Here is a 21,124-nt window from a genome sequence, read left to right on the forward strand (position 1 = left end):
CTATAAAGGTAATTCCTTTTTCAATTTCGACTGTTTCAAATGTGCCATAATTACATAGCTGACAGCTACAGCCCACAGAATCCCAAAAATAATGTAAATATGGCTCTGCCAACCTGCTGGAATAAAGGAAAAGGAGTTGATAATATTTCGCAAATTGGTAATCACAATGAGCCCGCCTACAAGCACACCCAAAATACGTGCCGGCATTAACTTAACAAGCCAAGCAGCAATCGGTGCAGCAATAATCCCTCCGATCATCAGGGCGATCACCCATTCCCATCGGATTTGCTCCCATCCCAATGAAATGAAGAAACCCAGCGTAGCAGAAACAGCTACAGCAAATTCACTGGTATCAACGGTTCCGATCACTTTGCGTGCTTCCGTATTCTTTCGTGAAAGCAGTACAGGAGTGGTTAAAGGCCCCCAACCTCCCCCACCTGTGGAATCAACAAACCCTGCAACCAGTCCCAGTGTAGCAAGAAAACGACGCTCTTTTTTTGGCAATGGCTTGCTCTCGTTTTTTTCCTGTGTGATTCTCTTCATCATCAAAAAACGAAACAGCACATAAAAACCGAGTAGAAGCAAGAAAGTAGAAACATAAGGTTTCACCACGTCACCGGGCAAATAACTAACAAAGCAAGCGCCTAAAAACGCTCCAATGGAGCCGGGAATAACCAAGCGAACCACGGCTTGCTTATCTACATTTCCAAAACGAAGATGTGAAATGCCCGATGCGGCTGTCGTTACGACTTCTGCCATATGTACGGAAGCGGAAGCCACTGCAGGAGCTACACCTGCTATTAATAGAAGAGAAGAAGAAGTGACTCCATAAGCCATCCCTAATGCCCCATCTACCAGTTGAGCGACAAAACCGATTAAAGCCAATACAATGAGCCGCTGCATTTTGGATCCCACCTTTATCAATCTCTATAATTCATATTAATTTAGTCTGTTTTATCAGATAAAAAATAAATACTTATTTTGGTAATGCCCGATTTATCAAAGATGGACCAATTATTATAATTCCTATTAGTTTACTTATATATTGTTACGAGGATTGTACTATAAATGATAAAAATGTGTCAATACTTAAATATCCTTTATTATACTAAAATACTTATTCATTAAATGATGGATCCTGCCGAATAAACCATATAATCCTTCACATCTTCAAAGCATTCAGTTCCTATATCACAAGTTTCACCTCGATAAATCAGACATGATTGCTCCAATGAACAACTGAACACCCTTTTTCAATATGAATAAAATCATCCTTTACATACCCTACAGGGGTATTGTATTATATAGATATAAGTCGAACTCCTGTGATTACTAAATAGACAAACTTCGGGAATACTGGTCATTAGAGAGATGGAGGGATCCTACATGAAAAAAGAAATATTAAACGTAAAAGGTATGTCTTGCCAACACTGTGTGAACACCATAGAAAGCACATTGAAAAATATGGGAGCTTCGGCTACAGTAAATTTATCTAACCAAACCGTCACAGTTGAATATGATGAAAGAGAAATCAGCCTTGCTTCCATTAAAGAAGCCATTGAAGACCAAGGATACGATGTCATCTGATTCTCAACCTAACCGTAAAAATAAAAAACCGATTTCTCATCCTGAAAAAAATACGGTCGAATCTATTGAGAAATCGGTTCGAATCCAGAACACTTCTCTTCCTATATATCGGAAGAGTTATTTATTATATAAATTATACCCTATGAGGGTATAAGACTCCCAATCATTAGAAGGAGGCTCCACCCTCATGCCAACAAAACAAATCTCCATTCAAATAGCTGGAATGACTTGTGCTGCATGCGCGAATCGGATTGAAAAAGCTCTATCGCGAATGGATGGAGTCATGGAAGCCAACGTCAATTTTGCTCTAGAAAGAGCAAATGTTTCCTATGACCCTGAGAGAGTGGATCTAACAGAAATCGAAAAGAAAGTAGAGGCTTTAGGATTCCAAACCATAAACGAAACTGTTGAATTGCATCTCATGGGAATGACTTGCGCTGCCTGTGCCAACCGGATTGAAAAAGGTCTAAACAGGCTGCCGGGTGTATCTCAAGCAACTGTAAATTTCGCATTGGAAACAGCACATGTGGAATACTCTCCAGCAGAAGTCAGTCCAGAAGATCTGATACAAAAAGTAAAACAGCTCGGCTATGATGCAAAAATAAAAGAAGAAAAAGGTGAAGAACAGGATCATCGTCAATCAGAAACACAAAAACAAAAAAGGTTATTTATCCTTTCTGCCATTTTATCTCTCCCGCTTTTGTGGACAATGGTCAGTCATTTTTCCTTTACTTCTTTTATCTGGGTGCCAGATATTTTTATGAACCCATGGTTTCAGCTCGCTTTGGCCACTCCCATCCAGTTTCTCGTCGGTGGTCGATTTTATATCGGAGCATATAAAGCTCTGCGCAATAAAAGCGCGAACATGGATGTCCTTGTTGCACTTGGGACATCAGCAGCTTATTTCTACAGTTTCTATTTAACCCTAACAACACCTCTACATGGTTCCCATCATATGGTGAACCTTTACTATGAAACCAGTGCGATTCTGATCACTCTGATCCTGCTTGGCAAATGGCTGGAAGCTAAAGCCAAAGGCCGTACCTCTGAGGCCATTAAAAAACTGATGGGTTTACAGGCGAAAACAGCCATTGTCCTTCGAGATGGGCAAGAAACTCAGATTCCCGTTGAAGCAGTTGTTCAAGGAGATTTATTGTTGGTTAAACCAGGTGAAAAAATTCCGGTGGATGGAGAAGTTGTGGAAGGATTGTCTGCCGTTGACGAGTCCATGCTGACAGGTGAGAGCATTCCCGTAGAAAAACAACCTGGAGATTCCGTCATCGGTGCAACCATCAACAAACAGGGTCGTCTCATTATTCGGGCTACTAAAGTGGGAAAAGAAACAGCCTTGGCCCAAATTATTCGTGTCGTGGAAGAAGCGCAAGGATCAAAAGCTCCCATTCAACGGATTGCCGATCAAATTTCAGGTATATTTGTTCCCATTGTCGCAGGCATTGCTCTTGTTACCTTTTTGATCTGGTACTTCATCGGGGAACCAGGCCAATTTGCTTCTGCATTGGAAAAAGCCATCGCTGTACTCGTGATCGCTTGTCCCTGTGCCCTGGGTTTGGCTACTCCTACTTCCATTATGGCTGGATCAGGCCGTGCTGCAGAACTCGGCATCCTGTTTAAAGGTGGAGAACATCTGGAGACCACTCAGCAAATCAATACTGTCATCCTGGATAAAACCGGAACCATCACCCATGGGAAACCGAAACTCACGGACCTGATCGCTGCCACTGGCTTCCCAGAAGAAACATTCCTGAAACTGGTCGGAGCAGCTGAAAAAAGTTCGGAGCATCCTCTGGCGCAAGCCATTTTGGAAGGGATTCAAGCTAAAAAAGTTTCACTCCCAGATCCAGACCATTTCGAAGCCATACCCGGATATGGCATTCGGGCCATGGTTCAAGGTCAAGAGGTTCTGATCGGTACACGCAAACTGATGAAACAACACCACATTTCAATCGAAGCAGTAGAAAGACACATGCAAAAACTGGAACAAGAAGGCAAAACCTCCATGCTCGTTGCCATTGACCAGAAGTATGCAGGTCTCATCGCTGTAGCAGACACCATCAGGGAAACATCAAAACAAGCCATCGAACGTCTAAAAGCATTAGGCATCGAAGTGTTTATGGTTACAGGAGACAATGAGCGTACTGCTCAAGGAATTGCCAGGCAAGTGGGCATTCAGCATGTTTTAGCTGAGGTACTTCCTGAAGAAAAAGCGAATGAAGTGAAAAAGCTGCAAAACCAGGGCAAAAAAGTTGCCATGGTCGGTGACGGAATCAATGATGCCCCTGCCCTCGCTACTGCTGATATCGGAATGGCCATTGGCACCGGAACTGATGTGGCTATTGAAGCAGCAGATATCACCTTAATGCGCGGGGATTTAAACAGCGTCGCAGATGCCGTTTGGATGAGTAAAAAAACAATGGCCAACATTAAACAAAATTTATTTTGGGCGTTGGCATATAACAGTATTGGCATTCCAGTTGCTGCACTCGGATTTTTGGCCCCTTGGGTTGCCGGAGCAGCCATGGCCCTCAGTTCTGTCTCTGTTGTACTCAATGCCTTGCGCTTGCAAAAAATCAAAAAGTTACAGTAAGATGTTAAAACCGCAAGGTTGTGGACAAACAAAGGGTTCCTTTTCCAGTAGCGGAAGCGAAACAGAAAAGGAACCCCAACACCAAAAAGAAGGCTTTTTCAGTAGAGGCTCCAGTCAAAAGACCAGATCCGCTCAAGGAAAGGATCATTTAAACATAGTATTTTAAATACACTGATTCGTAATGGGGATTACTTGGATCCGGTGTGACGATTTCAATCATGTGACCATCCGGGTCTTTAAAGAAGAGCTGCCGCAAACCACTTGGCGCATTTTCCAACTCATACCAGGGTATTTCCTCATCCTCCAGTTTTTTTATGATATTCTCAAGTTCTTCGACACTTTCTACACGAAAGGCAAGATGGGCGTCTTGCGCTGAGATATCAGCACGATCCACATTCTTAGGCTCCCTTGCTGTCTTGATTATGTGAATCATTACGTCGCCCAGCTTGTACCAAATACCTGGAAAGTTAAAGTCCGGTCGGGGAATTTGCTGCAACCCTAAAATCCGGCCGTAAAAATCCCTTGCTTTTTCAATATTAGTCACCGCTACACTCACATGGTCAATTTTCGACAGTCTCATCATGCAGTCTCCTTTCAAGATTGATTTAAATTTTGATTGCACAATATTTGTAAAAAGATATTTCTTTATCTCGCTTCACGCAACGTTTTGTAGATTGCGGAATCCAATTTTTTTGACAACTCGGCAGAATAGGTTTTTTCATACTTTGCTTCCGAGATGACAAGTCCTCCGTAAAACATAATGTCATCCACCTGATCTACCTCCACTTCCACACACGACATCGGAAATGCGACATCCGGAATGGGTTGCGGTTGCACTCGTGCTCTTCCTTCAATCGCCAACACATAACCAGGAAGTGTTACCAAAATTTTGATTCTTGGTTGCTGCTTTATATTTTCGAGAAGAGGGGATTTGGGCGATATGGCAAACCGGATCAGGCTTTCATCCACTGCCACCAGCCAGGAAATTGCTGTTGCATGGATTTCTCCGGCAGTGTTCACACTTACAACAAATACCAGTTTTTCGCCCTGTAGTTGTTGGACAACGTCTTCGGGTAAAACCATGGCAATCTTTTTCATGCTGGATCACCGCCTTTTTGCTTTGATTTTGGCAACCAACCGCCTGAAACTTCAAAACCGAGACTTGCTTTCCCTATGATCTCCAGACATTTGTCATTGTTGGGAGGCATCACCATCCCTGCACGTGCATCACGGTGAATTCGTTCCAGCGAATACTTCTTCATATAAGCCCGCCCACCGCAGATGCGAATCGCCATATCGGTGACTTCCAGGACCATTTCCGTAGCAAAGTATTTTGCGAGTGTGATAGGAACCACCCGTTCCTCTTCACTGCCATGGTCTCGAACATAGGAGGCGTGTGCCAACAATTGATTGGCAGCTTCAATTTTCACAGCCATCTCAGCAACCCTTTGTTGAATATTTGGATAATGGCTGATGGGATGTGGATCCGGCTTAAAGGTTGTGTTTTTTACATAATGCGTTGTAAAGTCCAGGGCGGCTTCCGCCAAACCGGTATAGACAGACGCAAAACCAAAAGAATAAATATCTGTAACATTTTTACGAAGCGCATCCCCAGGAGCTCCAATAGCATTTCGTTCTTCCACAAAGCACTCGTTAAAATGAACGGTGTTGCTCGCAGTTCCCCGCATCCCCATGGCATCCCATGTCTCTTTCACGGTGACGCCGGCGCTCTCGCGGGGGATCACGAGCATAATGGCGCCATCTTCCATCGATTCCGCTCCTTCGAGAAAACATAACGTATTGAAATAATCGGCCGCAGAACTTAACGATGCAAAGTGTTTCGTACCGGTAACCACATAGCCGCCTGGCACCTTCCGAGCGATGGTACTGGGTTTGAACGCTCCCCGGAGGCTGCTTGAAGGTTCACTCGTGACAGAAGCAAAAAGTTTTCCATGTGTGAGAACTTCCGAGAAAAACCGTTTCTTTTGCTCTTCATTTGCCATTTCGTTTAAAATGTGTATGACTGAGCAGTGCATGTTAAAAGTATTCGCGGTGGATCCATCACCTTTGGCGATTTCCTTTAAAACTTGCGCCAACAAAAGAGAATCCGCTCCAAGTCCGCCGTATTGCTTGGGGATGACCAGTCCGAGAATCCCGTATTCCTGCAGGTCTTTGTAATTCTGATAGGGAAAACTGTTTTCCTGATCATACTTGCCAGCACGGGGTGCAAAGTTGTCAATTGCCAAACGTTTGACAATACTGATGATTTCCTGGGAACTTCTTTGGAGTTTTAATGCCATGCAAAAACCTCCTGTATTGAAATCTTTATGGCACACAGATAAAAGCGGGTATCCGCCTATATGAAGTGGTTTGCTATAGATTATTAGCAATTTTCGTGCCAAGTCTAAAAACCGGGGTTTATTTAATGGAGAGTCATTTTTTCTTTACAATTGGTGAAATATATCACCAATCCCAACTTTTTTTGGTGCAAAAAAACACCTCTTTTAAAAATTCAAGCTTTAAAAGAGGTGTTACCATTATGTGGAATATTTTTTCCCAGTATCGACTTATAATCGATTTCGAGTTGTTGAATCTTTCTAACCAAAGTAGAATGGTCCACTTTTAGAAGCCGTGCGGCTTGACGAATCGACCGGCATTTCTCGAGCGTCTTGATAATTAACTGTTTTTCATAGTGCTTTAGCGCTATTGTCAATGGAGGCGTTTCCCACAGTGAATCAGGGGGAGTGGGACTCATTCGCAGGTATTCAGGGAGATCTTCGAGGGTGATCTCTTTTTTGGTGGTGATGACAACTAACCGTTCAATGATATTTTTTAATTCCCGGACATTTCCTGGCCAATGATAATGCACTAACTTATCGAGAACCACCGGGCTGATTTCGACCTCCCGGTTGTAGATTCTTCTGAATTCGTTCAGAAATTGAGCGATCAACAGCGGGATATCCTCTTTTCGTTCACGGAGAGGAGGAATGGTAAAGGGAACCACATTTAACCGATAATATAGATCCTCACGGAATAATCCATCGGCAACCATCTTCTCCAAAGAACGATTAGTCGCAGCAATTACCCGGACATCGACAGGTATGGCTTGTCTAGCCCCGATTCTTTGGATTTCTTTTTCTTGCAACACACGGAGCAGCTTGGCCTGCATCCTTAAAGGAAGTTCCCCGATTTCATCCAAAAATATTGTTCCTTTGTCTGCCGCTTCAAACAGTCCCGCCTTCCCGCTTTGTGCACCAGTAAAAGCACCTTTTTCATAGCCGAACAGTTCAGACTCAATTAAGCTTTCCGGTAAAACAGAACAGTTCACTTTTATATAGGGTTGTGCACTGCGTGGGCTCATTCGGTGAATCCAATTAGCCAAGACTTCTTTTCCTACTCCAGATTCGCCCAGAATCAGTACAGTGGATTGGGTGGAAGCCACACGTTTGGCTGTTTCAAAAAGTTGGACCATAGTTTTGTTTTTCATAATGGGTGCATTGCCCAGTGTCTGAAGCTGCTCCTGAAGTTTCTGGATTTCCATCTCATAGTGATGGATTAACTTTCTCTTTTTCTCGATCTCTTTTTGAAGCTCGGTAAGCTGGGTAATATCTCGTACGTTGCAGACAATGCGTGACAGTTTATGGTTCTCGTCAAAAACCGGAACACCGGTTACCAGCAATTGCTTGTCGCCCATTTTATTGATGATCGTCACGGGTTTATGGGTTTTCATTACACCTGGAATCGCCGAATACGATAATACACCTGATTCCATCAGCTCCTGTGCGCTTCTCCCGAGTACACTTTTTGCTTCAATGCCTGCGAGGCGTTCATAAGCTTTATTGACCCAGATCGTTTTTCCTTCGTGATCGGCCACCCAAATCCCGTCAAAGCAAGAATGAAAGATTTCTTCCCATTCCTGTTCCTTTAATTTAAAAGAATGTTCCCGAACTTCTGCATCACTCATTAACAATTCCCTCACTTTTAGCCTTGATGCGTTAGAGCAATAATGAATGCGACGAAAATTCAGGATCTAAATGTGGAATTTATGCTCATGAAGAAACCTGCCTCAATTCGCCTAACTTTTCGAATAATTTATGTTTTGAATTTATTATATATCAAGTGGTTAAGAAATGCACCATCTATTCATTTCTTCTTAGAATAGAAAAAAAGAAAAGGTCGCCCACTTGCACCAGGCGACGGGTTTGACCACTCCCCATGCGTAAGCGCAGGGGATTCTTGGGAACTCCTATCTACTGACAGGATATTGACCAAGCTCAACCCGCTAGTCCAGCGGTGAAAATTTTTTTTTCAAACTAGACCTATTGCTTGGTTTTCGCTTTTCAGCCTAGCGAAAGATCAGCTTGCCTTGATGATACCAAAAATTGTCATGCTTGCAAGAAGATTAACACCATCCCTCGTCCGAAGCTCGCTCTCATCCCCATAGGTTAAGCTATGGGTGTTTTCTCGCTCGCATTCTATAAATAGGTTACTCCGCTGGCTGTTTCAAAACAAAGTCACTGATATCGATTCCCAGTCCTTCTGCGACTCTGGAGCCGTATTCTACATCTGCACGATAGAAGTTGCAAATAGCACGTAGTTGGATCTCACGATTGACAGCTTTAAGATCATTGACCAAGTTTTTAATTAAGTTATTGCGTTCAGCTGGGGTAAACTGGCGATAGCGTTCACCTGCCTGGGTAAAATCATCGGCTTTGGCAATCTTCTTACGAACAACCGGCCCGCTGATTTCATATTGACTTTCTTTATACGCTGGTGCCTCTTTTGGACTGTCTGAATAACTGTTTGGCTCATAATTGATCGGTGATGGATCCTGTTTGACATTCATCCATCCATCCCGCTGATGATTATGGACAGGCGCAAAAGGACAGTTCACTGGAATTTGCAAATAATTCGGTCCCAAACGGTGACGCTGTGTATCTGGATAGGAGAACAATCTTCCTTGTAACAGTTTATCTTCAGATGGCTCGATCCCAGGCACCATCACACTGGGCGCAAACGCTGACTGCTCCACTTCTGCAAAAAAGTTTTTGGGATTCCGGTTCAAGGTCATCGTCCCAACTTTCACAAGTGGAAGGACATCTTCTGGCCATACTTTCGTTGGATCAAGAGGATCAAACGAAAAGGAATCCATATCTTCAGGATGTAGAATTTGCACATATAGATCCCATTTTGGATAATGGCCTGCCTCAATCGCTTGATAAAGATCTTCTGTGGCATGGCTGTGGTTTTTACCTCCGATCACTTCTGCCTCTTCAGCCGTTAACGTTTTTACCCCTTGAAGTGACTTCCAGTGATATTTGACATATACATGCTCGCCCTTTTTATTCACCCATTTAAAAGCATGAACTCCAAAGCCATCCATTTGGCGATAGTTCGCCGGGATTCCCAGATCGGAGAAAAGCCAAGTTAACATGTGTGTCGATTCAGGACTAAACGACATGAAATCCCAATAATGATTCGGCGTTTGAATATTGGTATGGGGAGCTGGCTTTAGTGCATGTACCATATCCGGAAACTTGATCGCATCGCGGATAAAAAACACGGGTAAATTGTTACCCACCAAATCATAATTTCCTTCCGTCGTATAAAACTTCACTGCAAATCCACGTGGATCACGAAGTGTCTCCGGCGAGCCACTTGGATGAATCACGGTCGAAAAACGAACAAATACAGGTGTCTCAGTCCCCGGTTCTTGCAAAAAAGCGGCACGGGTATACTTTGCCATGCTCTGTGAAGTGACAAAAACACCATAAGCCCCTGCTCCACGAGCATGAACCACTCGTTCGGGTATACGCTCACGATCAAAATGAGCCAGCTTTTCGATCAAATGATAGTCTTCGAGCAAAGTGGGACCATGCTGGCCTGCTGTTTTTGAATTTTGATTATCCGCAACAGGGGCTCCTTGATTGGTGGTAAGGATTTTTTTGTTTTTCATCTCTCCATAAACCTCCTGGCATAATAAAATAAACTCTATTTAATAATGATTATTAATAAGTAATTGATATCGTTAAATAAAGATTATCATTTTCATTTCGTTTTGGCAACACATATTATACAAATTATTATTAATTAAATATTCTGATAATAATAAGCGGATTGACTAAAAGAACAGAGTCTGGGATTCCATATGTCGCCAGGTCCTCATATTTCCCGAAGCAATAGTGATTCTCTTAGGACTCCTACTTTCGTAAATCTTATTTTTAATCAGCACCAGATCCAAGCTTAGGATTCGTGCTATCATACTATACAACGCAATTCTAAAATGAAGGAGATCATCATTATGAAAAAAGTAAAGGTGTGCGGCGCAGTCATTCGCAATGATCAGAATGAAATCCTGTGTGCTTTACGTTCGCCAACCATGTCACTTCCGAATTTGTGGGAGTTTCCTGGAGGGAAAATCGAAGAAGGAGAAACTGCTGAAGAGACATTAGTTCGCGAGATCAAGGAAGAATTGGGTTGTACAATCGAAGTCTATGACAAAATCGAGGAAGTTGAATATGTATATCCACATATAATCGTCAATCTAATTACATATGAAGCGAAAATTATCGATGGAAGACCTCAAGCAAAAGAGCACGCCAAGATCGAATGGATCCCTCTCGACGTGCTCCAACAATTGAATTGGGCTCCAGCAGATATCCCAACAGTGAAAAAGCTGTTAGCTAATAAGATCTATAAATAGATCATCAGGTACTGGATGGTGTAGCTTCCAAATAATATTCATTGGCTTATCGCCATGGCTCTCAACATAATCTACTTCACCCAGATAGGTAAATGGCAGAGTCATCCCATGCATCTTTTCAAATTTACGGACAAATAGATGAATATGATACCCTCTATCTTTATGATGAATATAATTCTGACCAACAGAGGAGTCATGTGATGTTTGGTTTTGACTCTGCCAATGAAATGTAGATTGATCTATAAAATAATCTTGATAACGTAAATGTTCCTCTACTGTTTCATTCTTTTTCAAGTTTACAAATAAAAAGTAATGTTCTCCTACCCTACGAACTCCTTCTCTCCATGACCCCGGCTTTGCACCTGACTCAGATAAAAAGATGATATCATCACGTGTATAATTCTGATATAAAATTAAACGCTTATTTTTTCCTAAAAAGTACTCTGGTTTAAAAGTTCTACGAAACTCGATCATTCCATAATTTAATCGCTCTTCAACATAACTTCTTATTTCATCATCATTACGTACCATCTCGATAAAACGGTCATTTACATAAAAGACATGATTATCTATCGAACCAAATATCCAATTCTGTTTTTTATAAGGAGAAGCTAATTTAGCCATAGCTTGTACTATTAATCCCTGGTGTTTTTCAATATCCATTTCCAGTGCAAAACGTTGCTGAAGATGTTCTACTACGTCTTCTACCATTACCTGTTGCTTTTTTAAGGCAAGTTCTAAAATAGCCAGTTCATAAGGCCATTTAATGGGGAGCATCTGCTCGATTCGCTCCACAACCTCTACAGCATATGTATTTTCAAGAAGTTTTTGATCAAATTCGTTTAAGTCTTTCATCTTTTCTTTTGTGCGAATCCAACTACCAAAGCGATTAAGGAAAAAGTAAAGGCTCGGTACTTTTTCAATATAAAGGAAATCTTTAATTTCAGGTGAACGTCCCAGATCTTTCTTTAATTGAACATAAAAGTTTTTAAGTGTTTCTGCTGAATCCATCCGAACTCGCTCTAGCTTTTCTAGTATTTGCTTTTTGGAAATACGATCAAACTCCACATAAGATCCATTAGGTAAATCTGCGAATTCATTTTGAACCGCTACTCGTAATAAATCTTTGTCAAACATATGATTATTCGTCTGACCTGCCAAAGCTAACGGTATCATAAAAGACCTTTGATAGTTCCCTATAAAATCAAGAATGGTAACAAATTCTTTCCCTTCTGCCTTCCGCAAACCACGCCCCAATTGTTGAATAAATACAGTAGAAGATTCGGTAGGACGTAAAAATAAAATAAGATTTAACTTTGGAATGTCTACTCCTTCATTAAAAATATTTACGGTAAATATAATCTCTAGTGGATCATTTTCATCTTCCAATTGTTCTATAATCTTCTTCCTTTTTTCTGGTGAATCTTCTCCGGTTAGATAGGTCGTCCAATATCCTCGTTTATTAAACTCCCGAGACATATACTTTGCATGTTCAACATTTACACAAAATCCTAATCCAATTAATCGATCCCCATCATATCCATATCTATTAATCATCTCAATAATATAATCTACACGCTTATTTGTACTTAATGCTTTAACTAATATTTGTTCATCCAAAGTGCCTTGAGACAATGGAATTTCATCATAATTTACTGTTTTATCTACAACACCAAAGTAGTGGAATGGACACAATAGATCAGCTTCCAGCGCATCACGTAACCGAATCTCATAAACTACATTATAATCACATAAAGCTAAAATATCTTTTCCATCCATTCTCTCAGGTGTAGCTGTTAATCCTAACAAAAACTTAGGTCGAAAATACTCTAACACTTTGGTATATGTAGAAGCCTGAGCATGATGAAACTCATCTATGACAATATAATCAAACTCATCTGGAGAAAACTTTTTTAGATTCTCTTCTCTATGCAAAGTTTGGATCGTGCTAAATAAAAATTTCCTCTCAATCTCTTTTTTCTGCCCCGTCATTTTTCCACATAGGTTCGGTTGATTAAATACTTTATTAAATGTCTCAATTGCTCCCTCTAACAGTTCATCCCTGTGCGCTATATAATAACAATGTATTGCTTGCATACTTGGTACATAACCTGAAAAAAGCATGAAATAAATACCGAAGTTCATGCGGAATCCCTGTTTTCCAAGAAGGGAAGCGGATTAATAACTCTGTATTCCTAAATACGAAAAAGCCTTCATCCCTTTGCAGGATGAAGGCGATTATACAAGTTTGGAGCCTTCTGGTGCTGATGTTTGACTCAAACCTTGTTCCTCTTCATTACGAGTGAAAGAACTTCGATTCATTTGGTTCCCAGAAGACCTGATAATGGTATCCATGCCTCTCTTCCAGGATAGTCAGAATATATCCGTCGTAGATCATCGCTCTATTCTAAATCGTTTAATTCAGTTAACAATCAGGGTTTTACCTATACATAAATGCATTTTTAACTACAAAAGATAACTTACAACCATATAAGGAGGAGTGGCATGAAAAAGTTCTTATACATGTTCGAAATGCTCATCATAGCAAGCCTGTTGGTTGTAACCGTAGGTTGTACCACACAGCCAAAACAACAAGGATCTGTTCGAGATCAAGCAATCAGACCGAAACCGACTTCTTATGAAACTGCTCCTGACTTTAGAACCCAAATCCAGTAAAACCGGGAACACCGGAAAGGATCACTTCACCAAGAACAACAGAAAAAGGAAGAAATCAATCTTCTCAATGGTTAGCAGACCAAATTATTCAAACAGGCGAAAGGTATATCGGGACTTCCTATCACCTTGGAGCAAAATCAGGTCAAACCGATGCTTTTGACTGTTCTTCATTCGTTCAGTATTTATACGGGCTTTATGGCATTGATCTTCCACGTAATTCCCGTCAACAAGCGAATGTAGGAATCACTGTACCAAAATCAGAAATTCGTAAGGGTGATCTACTCTTCTTTAAGAGAAATGATACAGGTGACAACATAGGTCATGTAGGGATCTACGCAGGCAATAACCAAATCCTCCATACATGGGGGCCGGGTGGGGTGCGATACGACAACATAGAACAAGGATGGCTTAAGGAAGGATTCGTTGTAGCAAAGCGTGTTCTTCCAGAATATTAGCATCAACAAAAAAGACCACTTCAATAACTGATTAAAATTCAGGCATTGAAATGGTCTTGCTCTTTGTCTACATACAAACTACTTCATTTTGATTGCGACCCTCAATCTAGTCTCACGATTAGAATGAAGGTAGCCATATATCCATCCCACTGAGTGGATTGTATTTCTCATTTTGTTCTTTAAGATTGTTCCCATAAATTTAGTTTTGTGTTGCCTACTCCAAAAAATCCTCAAATGCAAATTTAAGCAACAAAAAAACCACTCCCCACATGATCAAATCCATGCAGTGAAGTGGTCTAGCTCGTACAAAAAATTGTCCCAGTGTGACCTCTTCAGTGAAAATCGCTGAAAGCCTTCTGGTGCTGGTGACAGGATTCGAACCTGCGACCCCTTCATTACGAGTGAAGTGCTCTACCAGCTGAGCTACACCAGCGTGTTATGCCATTTGGATTCTTGGTGGAGGCGAGCGGAGTCGAACCGCTGTCCGAAGACATCGCCACGCCAGATTCTCCGAGCGCAGTCACTGTATTATATTCTCACCTGCAAAACTGCCCAGTGACAGGCGATTTCACAGGCCAGCCACGAAGATTTCACTTTCCAGCCTGTGGCGAGCTGGTCAGCTAGCCTACTAACGGTGAGACCCGACAGCTCCACGTAGGCGATGGAGAAGCGGATCCTAGCTGGTTAATTAAGCAGCTAGAGCGTAGTTTTCTTGTTTGCCAGTTACATTTGGCCCTGCGTGTTTAACGAGAAGCGCAGCCCCTCGGCTCGCTACTGACGCTCGATCTGTCCCCGTCGAATCCCAAAACGCCCCCGTACTTGAGGAACATGAGATCGACTGGCTACGTCTCTATATTATAACAGGTCTATTTTAAAATGCAATACCTTTTTTATCGGTTATATTCTTTCAGTTTTCGTTGAATCATGCGCTCAGCATCTCTTTTGGCCATGGCTTCCCGCTTGTCATAAAGCTTTTTCCCGCGTGCCAGCGCCAATTGGACCTTGGCAAATCCATTTCGCAAATGGACATCCAATGGCACCAGGGTGAGTCCCTTCTGTCTTGTCATTCCAAGCAGTTTATCAATCTCTTTTCGATGCATGAGTAATTTGCGAGTGCGGGTGGGATCAACATTAAAGCGGTTTCCCTGCTCATATGGGCTAATGTGCATACCAATGATAAAGATTTCACCTTTATCAATACGGGCATAGCTATCTTTTAAATTGACTCGCCCTTGGCGAATCGATTTAATCTCTGTTCCTGTCAACACAATTCCAGCTTCATACGTTTCTTCAATATGATAATCATGAAGCGCCTTTTTATTACGTGCGATAACTTTAACCCCTTTGTTATTGCCCATCATGTCACCCGCTTTCACTAAAATACAGCAAGTTACATTATATCAAATCAAAATGAAAATAGTCAATATAATCATAACACCGCCAGAGAGAACAAAACCTCTTCTTGGAACCCTGCTCCAGAATCGGTTTCTTATCCGGTCACACCTCCATACGACTAAGGGTGACACTGTAAGAAACCGATTCTTTTACAGTTGTTATCAAACATCGATATAATCATTTTTTTTTCTTTGCTTTTTTCCGTTTCGCTTTTGGTTTTGATTTCTGCTTTTTCTTTTCGGCTTTCTCTTTTACTTCTGCAAAATCAATCACCTTTGCTTCTTTTTTGCCTTTTTTCTTCTTTTTCTTCTTGGCTTTGTCCCGTTCCCCAAACTCTCCGAAATGCTCAATGAGTTCAAAATCGATTTTTCTTTCTTCCAGATTAACAGAACTGACACGGACGATCACACGATCACCGATGCGGAAGATCCGTCCTGTTCTTTCACCGATAAGGAGATATGCCCGATCGTCATAGTAATAGTAATCATCCGTTAAATAGCTGACATGAATCAGACCTTCAATGGTGTTAGGCAATTCAACAAAGATCCCAAATGAAGTCACACTGCTGATGGTTCCTTCAAATTCTTCACCGATATGTTGTTGCATAAATTCTGCCTGTTTCAAGGCCTGAGTTTCACGTTCTGCATCCACGGCAAGCCGTTCACGAATCGATGAATGCTGAGCTGCATCTGGCAAGTAAGAGTTGAGCTGATCGATTCGTTCCACCGTTAAACTGCCCTGCGTGATGACTTCACGGATAATTCGATGGATCAGTAAATCCGGATAGCGACGAATCGGGGAAGTAAAGTGAGTATAAAAGGGCGCTGCCAATCCAAAATGCCCTACACATTCAGCTGCATATTTCGCTTGTTTCATCGAACGAAGCATGACCGTACTGATTGCCTTTTCTTCTGGACGGCCACTGATTTTATCCAGCAGTTGCTGTAGGGAACGTGGCTTCACTTTATCTGGTTTTCCCTTGATGGTATAACCAAAGCTGCTTACAAATTCATAAAAGGATTGTAACCTTTCCGTATCCGGATTTTCGTGAATCCGATAAACAAAAGGAACATCCAGTCGGTAAAAATGTTCTGCAACTGTTTCATTGGCTGCTAACATAAATTCTTCAATCAAACGCTCTGCAACCGTCCGCGGACGTTTCACCACATCAATCGGCTTCCCGTTTTCATCCACAATCACTTTGGCCTCGTCAAAATTAAAATCAATAGCTCCCCGTTGCATCCGTTTACTCCTTAATGTCTCCGCCAATTCAGCCATCAGACGAAAATCCTCAACCAATGGCTCATATCGTTCAATGAGCTCAGGATCTTCATCCACCAAAATTTTCTTTACAGCTGTATAAGTCATTCTTTCATTGGTCCGAATGACACTGGGGTAAATTTCATAGTCGACTACTTGTCCATTGGAGTCGATTTCCATATCACAAGTCATGGTTAACCGATCCACTTGTGGATTCAAGCTGCAAATCCCATTCGATAAACGCTTGGGCAGCATCGGAATCACCCGGTCAACCAAATACACACTACAACCCCGTTCATAGGCTTCTCGATCCAAAGCACTTCCTTCTTTGACATAATAACTCACATCAGCAATGTGCACACCTAAGCGAATATTCCCATTGGGAAGCCTCTCTACAGAGACAGCGTCATCCAAATCCTTGGCATCTTCTCCGTCAATGGTTACCATCTTGCGTTCGCGTAAATCACGCCGACCTTGGATCTCCTCTTCACTGATAGTTTCGGGGATGGCTTCTGCTTCTCTGAGTACATCCTCAGGAAATTCTTCCGGCAATCCATGCTTCCGTATAATTGAAACAATATCAACGCCCGGATCGTCCTTATTTCCCAGAATCTCAATAATTTCCCCTTCTGCACTATACCGGCCTGTTGGGTAATGCAACAACTTCACAACGACCTTCTGTTTATTTTGAGCGCCCATTCGATGTTCAGCTGGAATAAATATATCCGCCGTCAGACGTGGATCATCCGGGATAACAAATCCAAAATATTGATTGAGGGCTATAAACGTACCCACAACCGATTCACGTCCTCTTTTTAAAATCCGAACAACCTCACCCTCCGGGCGCCGATCATGTCTCTTTCTTGTATGGATCCGTGCGAGAACCAGGTCCCCATCCATTGCTCCATTCATATCATTGGGTTGAATATAGACATCTTGCATTTGGGCTGAATCGGGGATCACAAAACCGTAACCTTTTGTACTTCCCTGCAATGTTCCGCGCACCAAATTAAAACGTTCAGGGACGCCATACCGCTTGGCACGGGTTTGTACAATTTTTCCGTCTGCTTCTAACTCATTTACCAGTTGAATAAAATTCTCTTTTTCCTCCTCTTTCACCGCAAAAGACTCCATTAACTCTTCCAAAGTAAGCGGCTTATATGCTTGTTCCAGCATAAATCTCCGAATTTCTTGTTCTGTTGTCATCTAGCTAGCTCCTTTCAATCAAGCCAAACCTTTTATACTCATAGAGTTTTCAATTATAAAATGTTCCACCTCTTGGAATAATTTCCCTCTTTCTTTATCTAATGTTATAATATGACATGAATTTTCATACCAAGATAGTTTTTTCTTTTCAGAAGAAATATGTTCTAGAATATAATCCGCACTTTCCGGCTCCACTGTTTCATCCTGTCGAGATTGAACAATCAAGGCAGGAACCGTTACTTTTGATAAGGATGGACGCATTTGGGTACGAATAAATTTCTTCAGACTCGCTACACACTTAAGAGGTGTTCGATCGATCGGAACCATCATCGACTCAATCTCAGGATCACGCTTTCGACGATTCTTCGGAGTATAAAATGGATAAAAATAATGAACCAAATCGACAAACATGAGCCGACGATCTTTGATCCAAACGGGAGTGCACATGGAAATCACTCCATCCACTGGTTTTTGTGCAGCCAGAAATAAGGTCAAGGCACCTCCCATCGATAAACCAGCTACAAATAAATGATCAAGCTCTTCTTTCTGCAATCGCTCATAGGCATCGAGAACACTTTGCCACCAATCTCTCCAGCCTGTTTTTACCATCTCCTCTGCTGTTTTTCCATGTCCAGCCAAAAGAGGTGCATAGACTGTATAGCCTTTGTCAATAAAATATTGCCCCATAGGTCGAAGTTCAGATGGACTTCCCGAAAATCCATGTATTAATAGGATTCCCGTTTTTCCACCCTTATAAAAAAAAGGTTCTGGAGAACGTCGCACGATTTTCATGATGCATCCCCTTTAATCCTTTACTCACGATCATTCTGTAAGATAAAAGACGATACCTTACCCAGTAAGTAAGAAATCGCCCTTACTATCTTCGCTATTGTTTCTATTAAGTATTCTTCCTCAGAAAAAAGTAATGCGGTTGATTTCATTTGTCCAAACTTCTTCATCCAAGCGATGCTATGATTATTCCCTCTCAGGATATATAAAAAACACCATTCATTATTCATATACAATTCTCAAAAAAACAAGGGGACTCCCTTAACGAAAGTAAAAATAAAACCGACTTGATTTGATCAAATCAAGTCGGTTTACTCAGCCTGGCAACGACCTACTCTCCCAGGGGTCTTCACCCCAAGTACCATCGGCGCTGGAGGGCTTAACTTCCGTGTTCGGGATGGGAACGGGTGGATCCCCTCCGCTATCATCACCAGACGTTATGTATTCTAACATGATATTCTATTCTTGTCAATTTATTTTTACATAAAAGAAAAACAGCTGAAAAAGGCTGTTTCTCTTTCTGCATTACTTTAAGAAGTATCCAACTAATAGAGCAGAAACAATAAAAAGTACCGCAAAGATCGTGGTTAAACGGCTCAGTAATGCATCAATTCCACGGGCTTTTGCCTTTCCAAACAGCTGTTCTGCTCCACCACCAACGGTTCCAGATAAACCAGCACTTTTGCTTGATTGCAGCAAAATCACTATAATCAAACAAATACTGACGATAGCCAGAAAAATTTTTGCAGCGATGACCATGTTGTGACCTCCCCGTCACTAGTACTTCTGTAAATATAACACGAAGAGGCTTTCTTTTCAATAAATGGAGGAATAGGATGTCCGTGAACGTATATAAGGTGTCTGTTTGCGATCAAACCGCTTTTCGTTGAGCCATGATTGCCCTTATGCCGGATGACAGCGAAACTTTCGATCGGAAACCCAAGTTGCTGTCAATAACTAAAAAATATAAAAACTGATAGTTTTTTGATAAATTTTCCGTAAAATACCGGTTTTCCTTTTCCGTTTCATTGTTTAATAAAAGCGAGCAAAAGTTGTTCAACTGGAAAAGGAAAACCGCGTTTGTCAAAGTCTCACTTAATCAAAATGGACTAAGGTTCTTTGCTTATGGAACATGGCTATCATGATCCTAAATTACCCTTTCAAATTATAGAATGCACTGAGTCCTGGATATTGTGCCGTTCCCTCCAGTTCATCCGCAATACGAATCAGCTGGTTATATTTAGCTACACGATCTGTTCGAGACGGCGCCCCTGTCTTGATTTGTCCTGCACCCGTAGCAACAGCGATATCAGCGATGGTTACATCTTCAGATTCTCCCGAGCGATGGGAAATGACAGCAGTATACCCCGCACGTTTCGCCATTTCAATCGCATCAAAGGTTTCGGTCAAGGTACCAATTTGGTTTACCTTAATTAAGATGGAGTTTCCAATCCCTTTTTGGATTCCTTGGGCCAAGCGTTCGGTATTGGTTACAAACAAGTCGTCTCCGACCAGTTGCACCTTATTGCCCAAGCGTTCTGTCAGGAGCTTCCAACCATCCCAATCATCTTCGGACAAACCGTCTTCAATAGAGATGATGGGATACTTGCTGACCAATTCTTCGTAGTATGCAACCATTTCTTCAGCCGTTTTGGTTACGCCTTCCCCTTCGAGGTGATACTTGCCATCACGATAAAGTTCCGTGGATGCAACATCAAGTGCGAGCTTTACATCATCACCCGGTTTGTAACCAGCCCGTTCAATCGCTTGCATGATCGTTTGGAGAGCTTCTTCATTGGAAGAAAGGTTAGGAGCAAAGCCACCTTCATCACCAACAGCTGTTGTTAAACCTTTTTCTTTCAAGACTGCTTTCAAGCTATGGAAGATCTCTGCTCCCATGCGAATCGCTTCATGCATGTCCCCAGCACCAACAGGCATAATCATAAACTCCTGGATATCCACGTTATTATCGGCATGCTTTCCACCATTTAAGATATTCATCATTGGTACAGGCATTACTTTAGCATTGAAACCACCCAGATATTTATAAAGTGGTAGCCCCAATGCTTCAGCGGCTGCATGTGCAGTAGCCATGGAAACCCCTAAAATCGCATTGGCTCCCAAATTCCCTTTATTTGGTGTGCCATCCAACTCGATCAACTTTTCGTCGATAGCCACTTGATCAAGCGCATCCATCCCCACAATTTCCGGGGCAATTATTTCATTAACATTTTGGACTGCTTTCAATACGCCCTTGCCCAGGTAACGTCCTTTATCTCCATCACGTAATTCGACTGCTTCATAGGCACCTGTAGAAGCTCCTGATGGAACGATCGCACGTCCACGAGCTCCTGACTGGAGATACACTTCTACCTCAACAGTTGGATTTCCGCGGGAATCTAGTACTTCACGAGCATAAATCGCTTGAATGATCGTCATTTTTGTTCC

General features: G+C 41.9%; 17 protein-coding genes, 1 tRNA gene, 1 rRNA gene and 1 other RNA gene. 5 read left to right on the plus strand and 15 right to left on the minus strand.

All coding sequences use genetic code 11. From position 1 onward, the window contains the following. Positions 1-903: a sulfite exporter TauE/SafE family protein gene (locus BMZ78_RS00705; protein ID WP_093227107.1), complete on the minus strand. Its 903-nt coding sequence runs from the start codon at positions 901-903 to the stop codon at positions 1-3. Positions 904-1,386: 483 nt separating this feature from the next. On the opposite strand from BMZ78_RS00705, the gene BMZ78_RS00710 reads away from it, so the two are divergent. Both BMZ78_RS00710 and BMZ78_RS00715 read left to right on the plus strand, forming a co-directional pair. Further along, positions 1,387-1,587 carry a copper ion binding protein gene (locus tag BMZ78_RS00710; protein ID WP_093227109.1) on the plus strand — a complete coding sequence of 67 codons (201 nt, stop codon included), beginning with the start codon at positions 1,387-1,389 and terminating at the stop codon, positions 1,585-1,587. A gap of 187 nt (positions 1,588-1,774) precedes the next feature. Continuing rightward, a complete protein-coding gene (locus BMZ78_RS00715; protein ID WP_093227111.1) occupies positions 1,775-4,192 on the plus strand; it encodes a heavy metal translocating P-type ATPase in 2,418 nt (805 codons plus the stop codon). Between the two features lie 148 nt (positions 4,193-4,340). On the opposite strand, the gene BMZ78_RS00720 is transcribed toward BMZ78_RS00715, so the two are convergent. From BMZ78_RS00720 to BMZ78_RS00740, 5 genes are all read right to left on the minus strand, one after another. After that, positions 4,341-4,772, minus strand: coding sequence for a VOC family protein (locus BMZ78_RS00720; RefSeq protein ID WP_175482220.1), 432 nt, complete (start codon positions 4,770-4,772; stop codon positions 4,341-4,343). Positions 4,773-4,837: 65 nt separating this feature from the next. Then, entirely contained in the window at positions 4,838-5,290 is a 453-nt protein-coding gene (locus tag BMZ78_RS00725; protein ID WP_093227115.1) for a pyridoxamine 5'-phosphate oxidase family protein, read from the minus strand. Then, entirely contained in the window at positions 5,287-6,492 is a 1,206-nt protein-coding gene (locus BMZ78_RS00730; RefSeq protein WP_093227117.1) for an acyl-CoA dehydrogenase family protein, read from the minus strand. The genes BMZ78_RS00725 and BMZ78_RS00730 overlap by 4 nt, the downstream gene beginning before the upstream one ends. A gap of 212 nt (positions 6,493-6,704) precedes the next feature. Further along, a complete protein-coding gene (locus BMZ78_RS00735; RefSeq protein WP_093227119.1) occupies positions 6,705-8,156 on the minus strand; it encodes a sigma-54 interaction domain-containing protein in 1,452 nt (483 codons plus the stop codon). 522 nt (positions 8,157-8,678) lie between these two features. Beyond that, positions 8,679-10,148 carry a catalase gene (locus BMZ78_RS00740; protein WP_093227121.1) on the minus strand — a complete coding sequence of 490 codons (1,470 nt, stop codon included), beginning with the start codon at positions 10,146-10,148 and terminating at the stop codon, positions 8,679-8,681. 342 nt (positions 10,149-10,490) lie between these two features. Here BMZ78_RS00740 and mutT point away from each other — a divergent pair, with 342 nt between their 5' ends. Then, positions 10,491-10,895: an 8-oxo-dGTP diphosphatase MutT gene (gene mutT / locus BMZ78_RS00745; protein WP_093227667.1), complete on the plus strand. Its 405-nt coding sequence runs from the start codon at positions 10,491-10,493 to the stop codon at positions 10,893-10,895. Here mutT and BMZ78_RS00750 read toward each other — a convergent pair. Further along, positions 10,872-13,040, minus strand: coding sequence for a DUF3427 domain-containing protein (locus BMZ78_RS00750; protein ID WP_093227123.1), 2,169 nt, complete (start codon positions 13,038-13,040; stop codon positions 10,872-10,874). The two genes, mutT and BMZ78_RS00750, sit on opposite strands and share 24 nt — an antisense overlap. A 360-nt stretch (positions 13,041-13,400) precedes the next feature. Between BMZ78_RS00750 and BMZ78_RS18660 the strand changes: the two genes are divergently transcribed. Both BMZ78_RS18660 and BMZ78_RS19525 read left to right on the plus strand, forming a co-directional pair. Then, positions 13,401-13,571, plus strand: a complete 171-nt coding sequence (locus tag BMZ78_RS18660; RefSeq protein WP_175482221.1) for a hypothetical protein — start codon at positions 13,401-13,403, stop codon at positions 13,569-13,571. A 107-nt stretch (positions 13,572-13,678) separates the two neighbouring features. Next, positions 13,679-14,026 (plus strand): C40 family peptidase, encoded by a 348-nt coding sequence (locus BMZ78_RS19525; RefSeq protein WP_425263900.1) that lies wholly within the window; start codon positions 13,679-13,681, stop codon positions 14,024-14,026. 357 nt (positions 14,027-14,383) lie between these two features. Here the strand turns inward: BMZ78_RS19525 and BMZ78_RS00760 are convergent. The 8 genes from BMZ78_RS00760 to eno form a co-directional block, all read right to left on the minus strand. Beyond that, positions 14,384-14,459: transfer RNA gene (locus BMZ78_RS00760), tRNA-Thr, on the minus strand. 21 nt (positions 14,460-14,480) lie between these two features. Next, positions 14,481-14,841, minus strand: a transfer-messenger RNA (tmRNA) gene (gene ssrA / locus BMZ78_RS00765). Positions 14,842-14,916: 75 nt separating this feature from the next. Beyond that, complete coding sequence (gene smpB, locus BMZ78_RS00770; protein WP_093227124.1) at positions 14,917-15,384, minus strand: SsrA-binding protein SmpB; 468 nt, start codon at positions 15,382-15,384, stop codon at positions 14,917-14,919. 214 nt (positions 15,385-15,598) lie between these two features. After that, entirely contained in the window at positions 15,599-17,887 is a 2,289-nt protein-coding gene (gene rnr / locus BMZ78_RS00775; RefSeq protein ID WP_093227126.1) for a ribonuclease R, read from the minus strand. 18 nt (positions 17,888-17,905) lie between these two features. Next, entirely contained in the window at positions 17,906-18,679 is a 774-nt protein-coding gene (locus tag BMZ78_RS00780) for an alpha/beta hydrolase (RefSeq protein WP_093227128.1), read from the minus strand. Between the two features lie 315 nt (positions 18,680-18,994). Beyond that, a 5S ribosomal RNA gene (rrf, locus tag BMZ78_RS00790) occupies positions 18,995-19,111 on the minus strand. A 90-nt stretch (positions 19,112-19,201) separates the two neighbouring features. Next, positions 19,202-19,435, minus strand: a complete 234-nt coding sequence (secG, locus tag BMZ78_RS00795; RefSeq protein WP_093227131.1) for a preprotein translocase subunit SecG — start codon at positions 19,433-19,435, stop codon at positions 19,202-19,204. Positions 19,436-19,828: 393 nt separating this feature from the next. Then, positions 19,829-21,115, minus strand: a complete 1,287-nt coding sequence (gene eno, locus BMZ78_RS00800; RefSeq protein WP_093227133.1) for a phosphopyruvate hydratase — start codon at positions 21,113-21,115, stop codon at positions 19,829-19,831. Between the last annotated feature and the right edge of the window lie 9 nt (positions 21,116-21,124).

The organism is Thermoflavimicrobium dichotomicum, from assembly GCF_900114055.1.
Lineage (GTDB): Bacteria > Bacillota > Bacilli > Thermoactinomycetales > Thermoactinomycetaceae > Thermoflavimicrobium > Thermoflavimicrobium dichotomicum.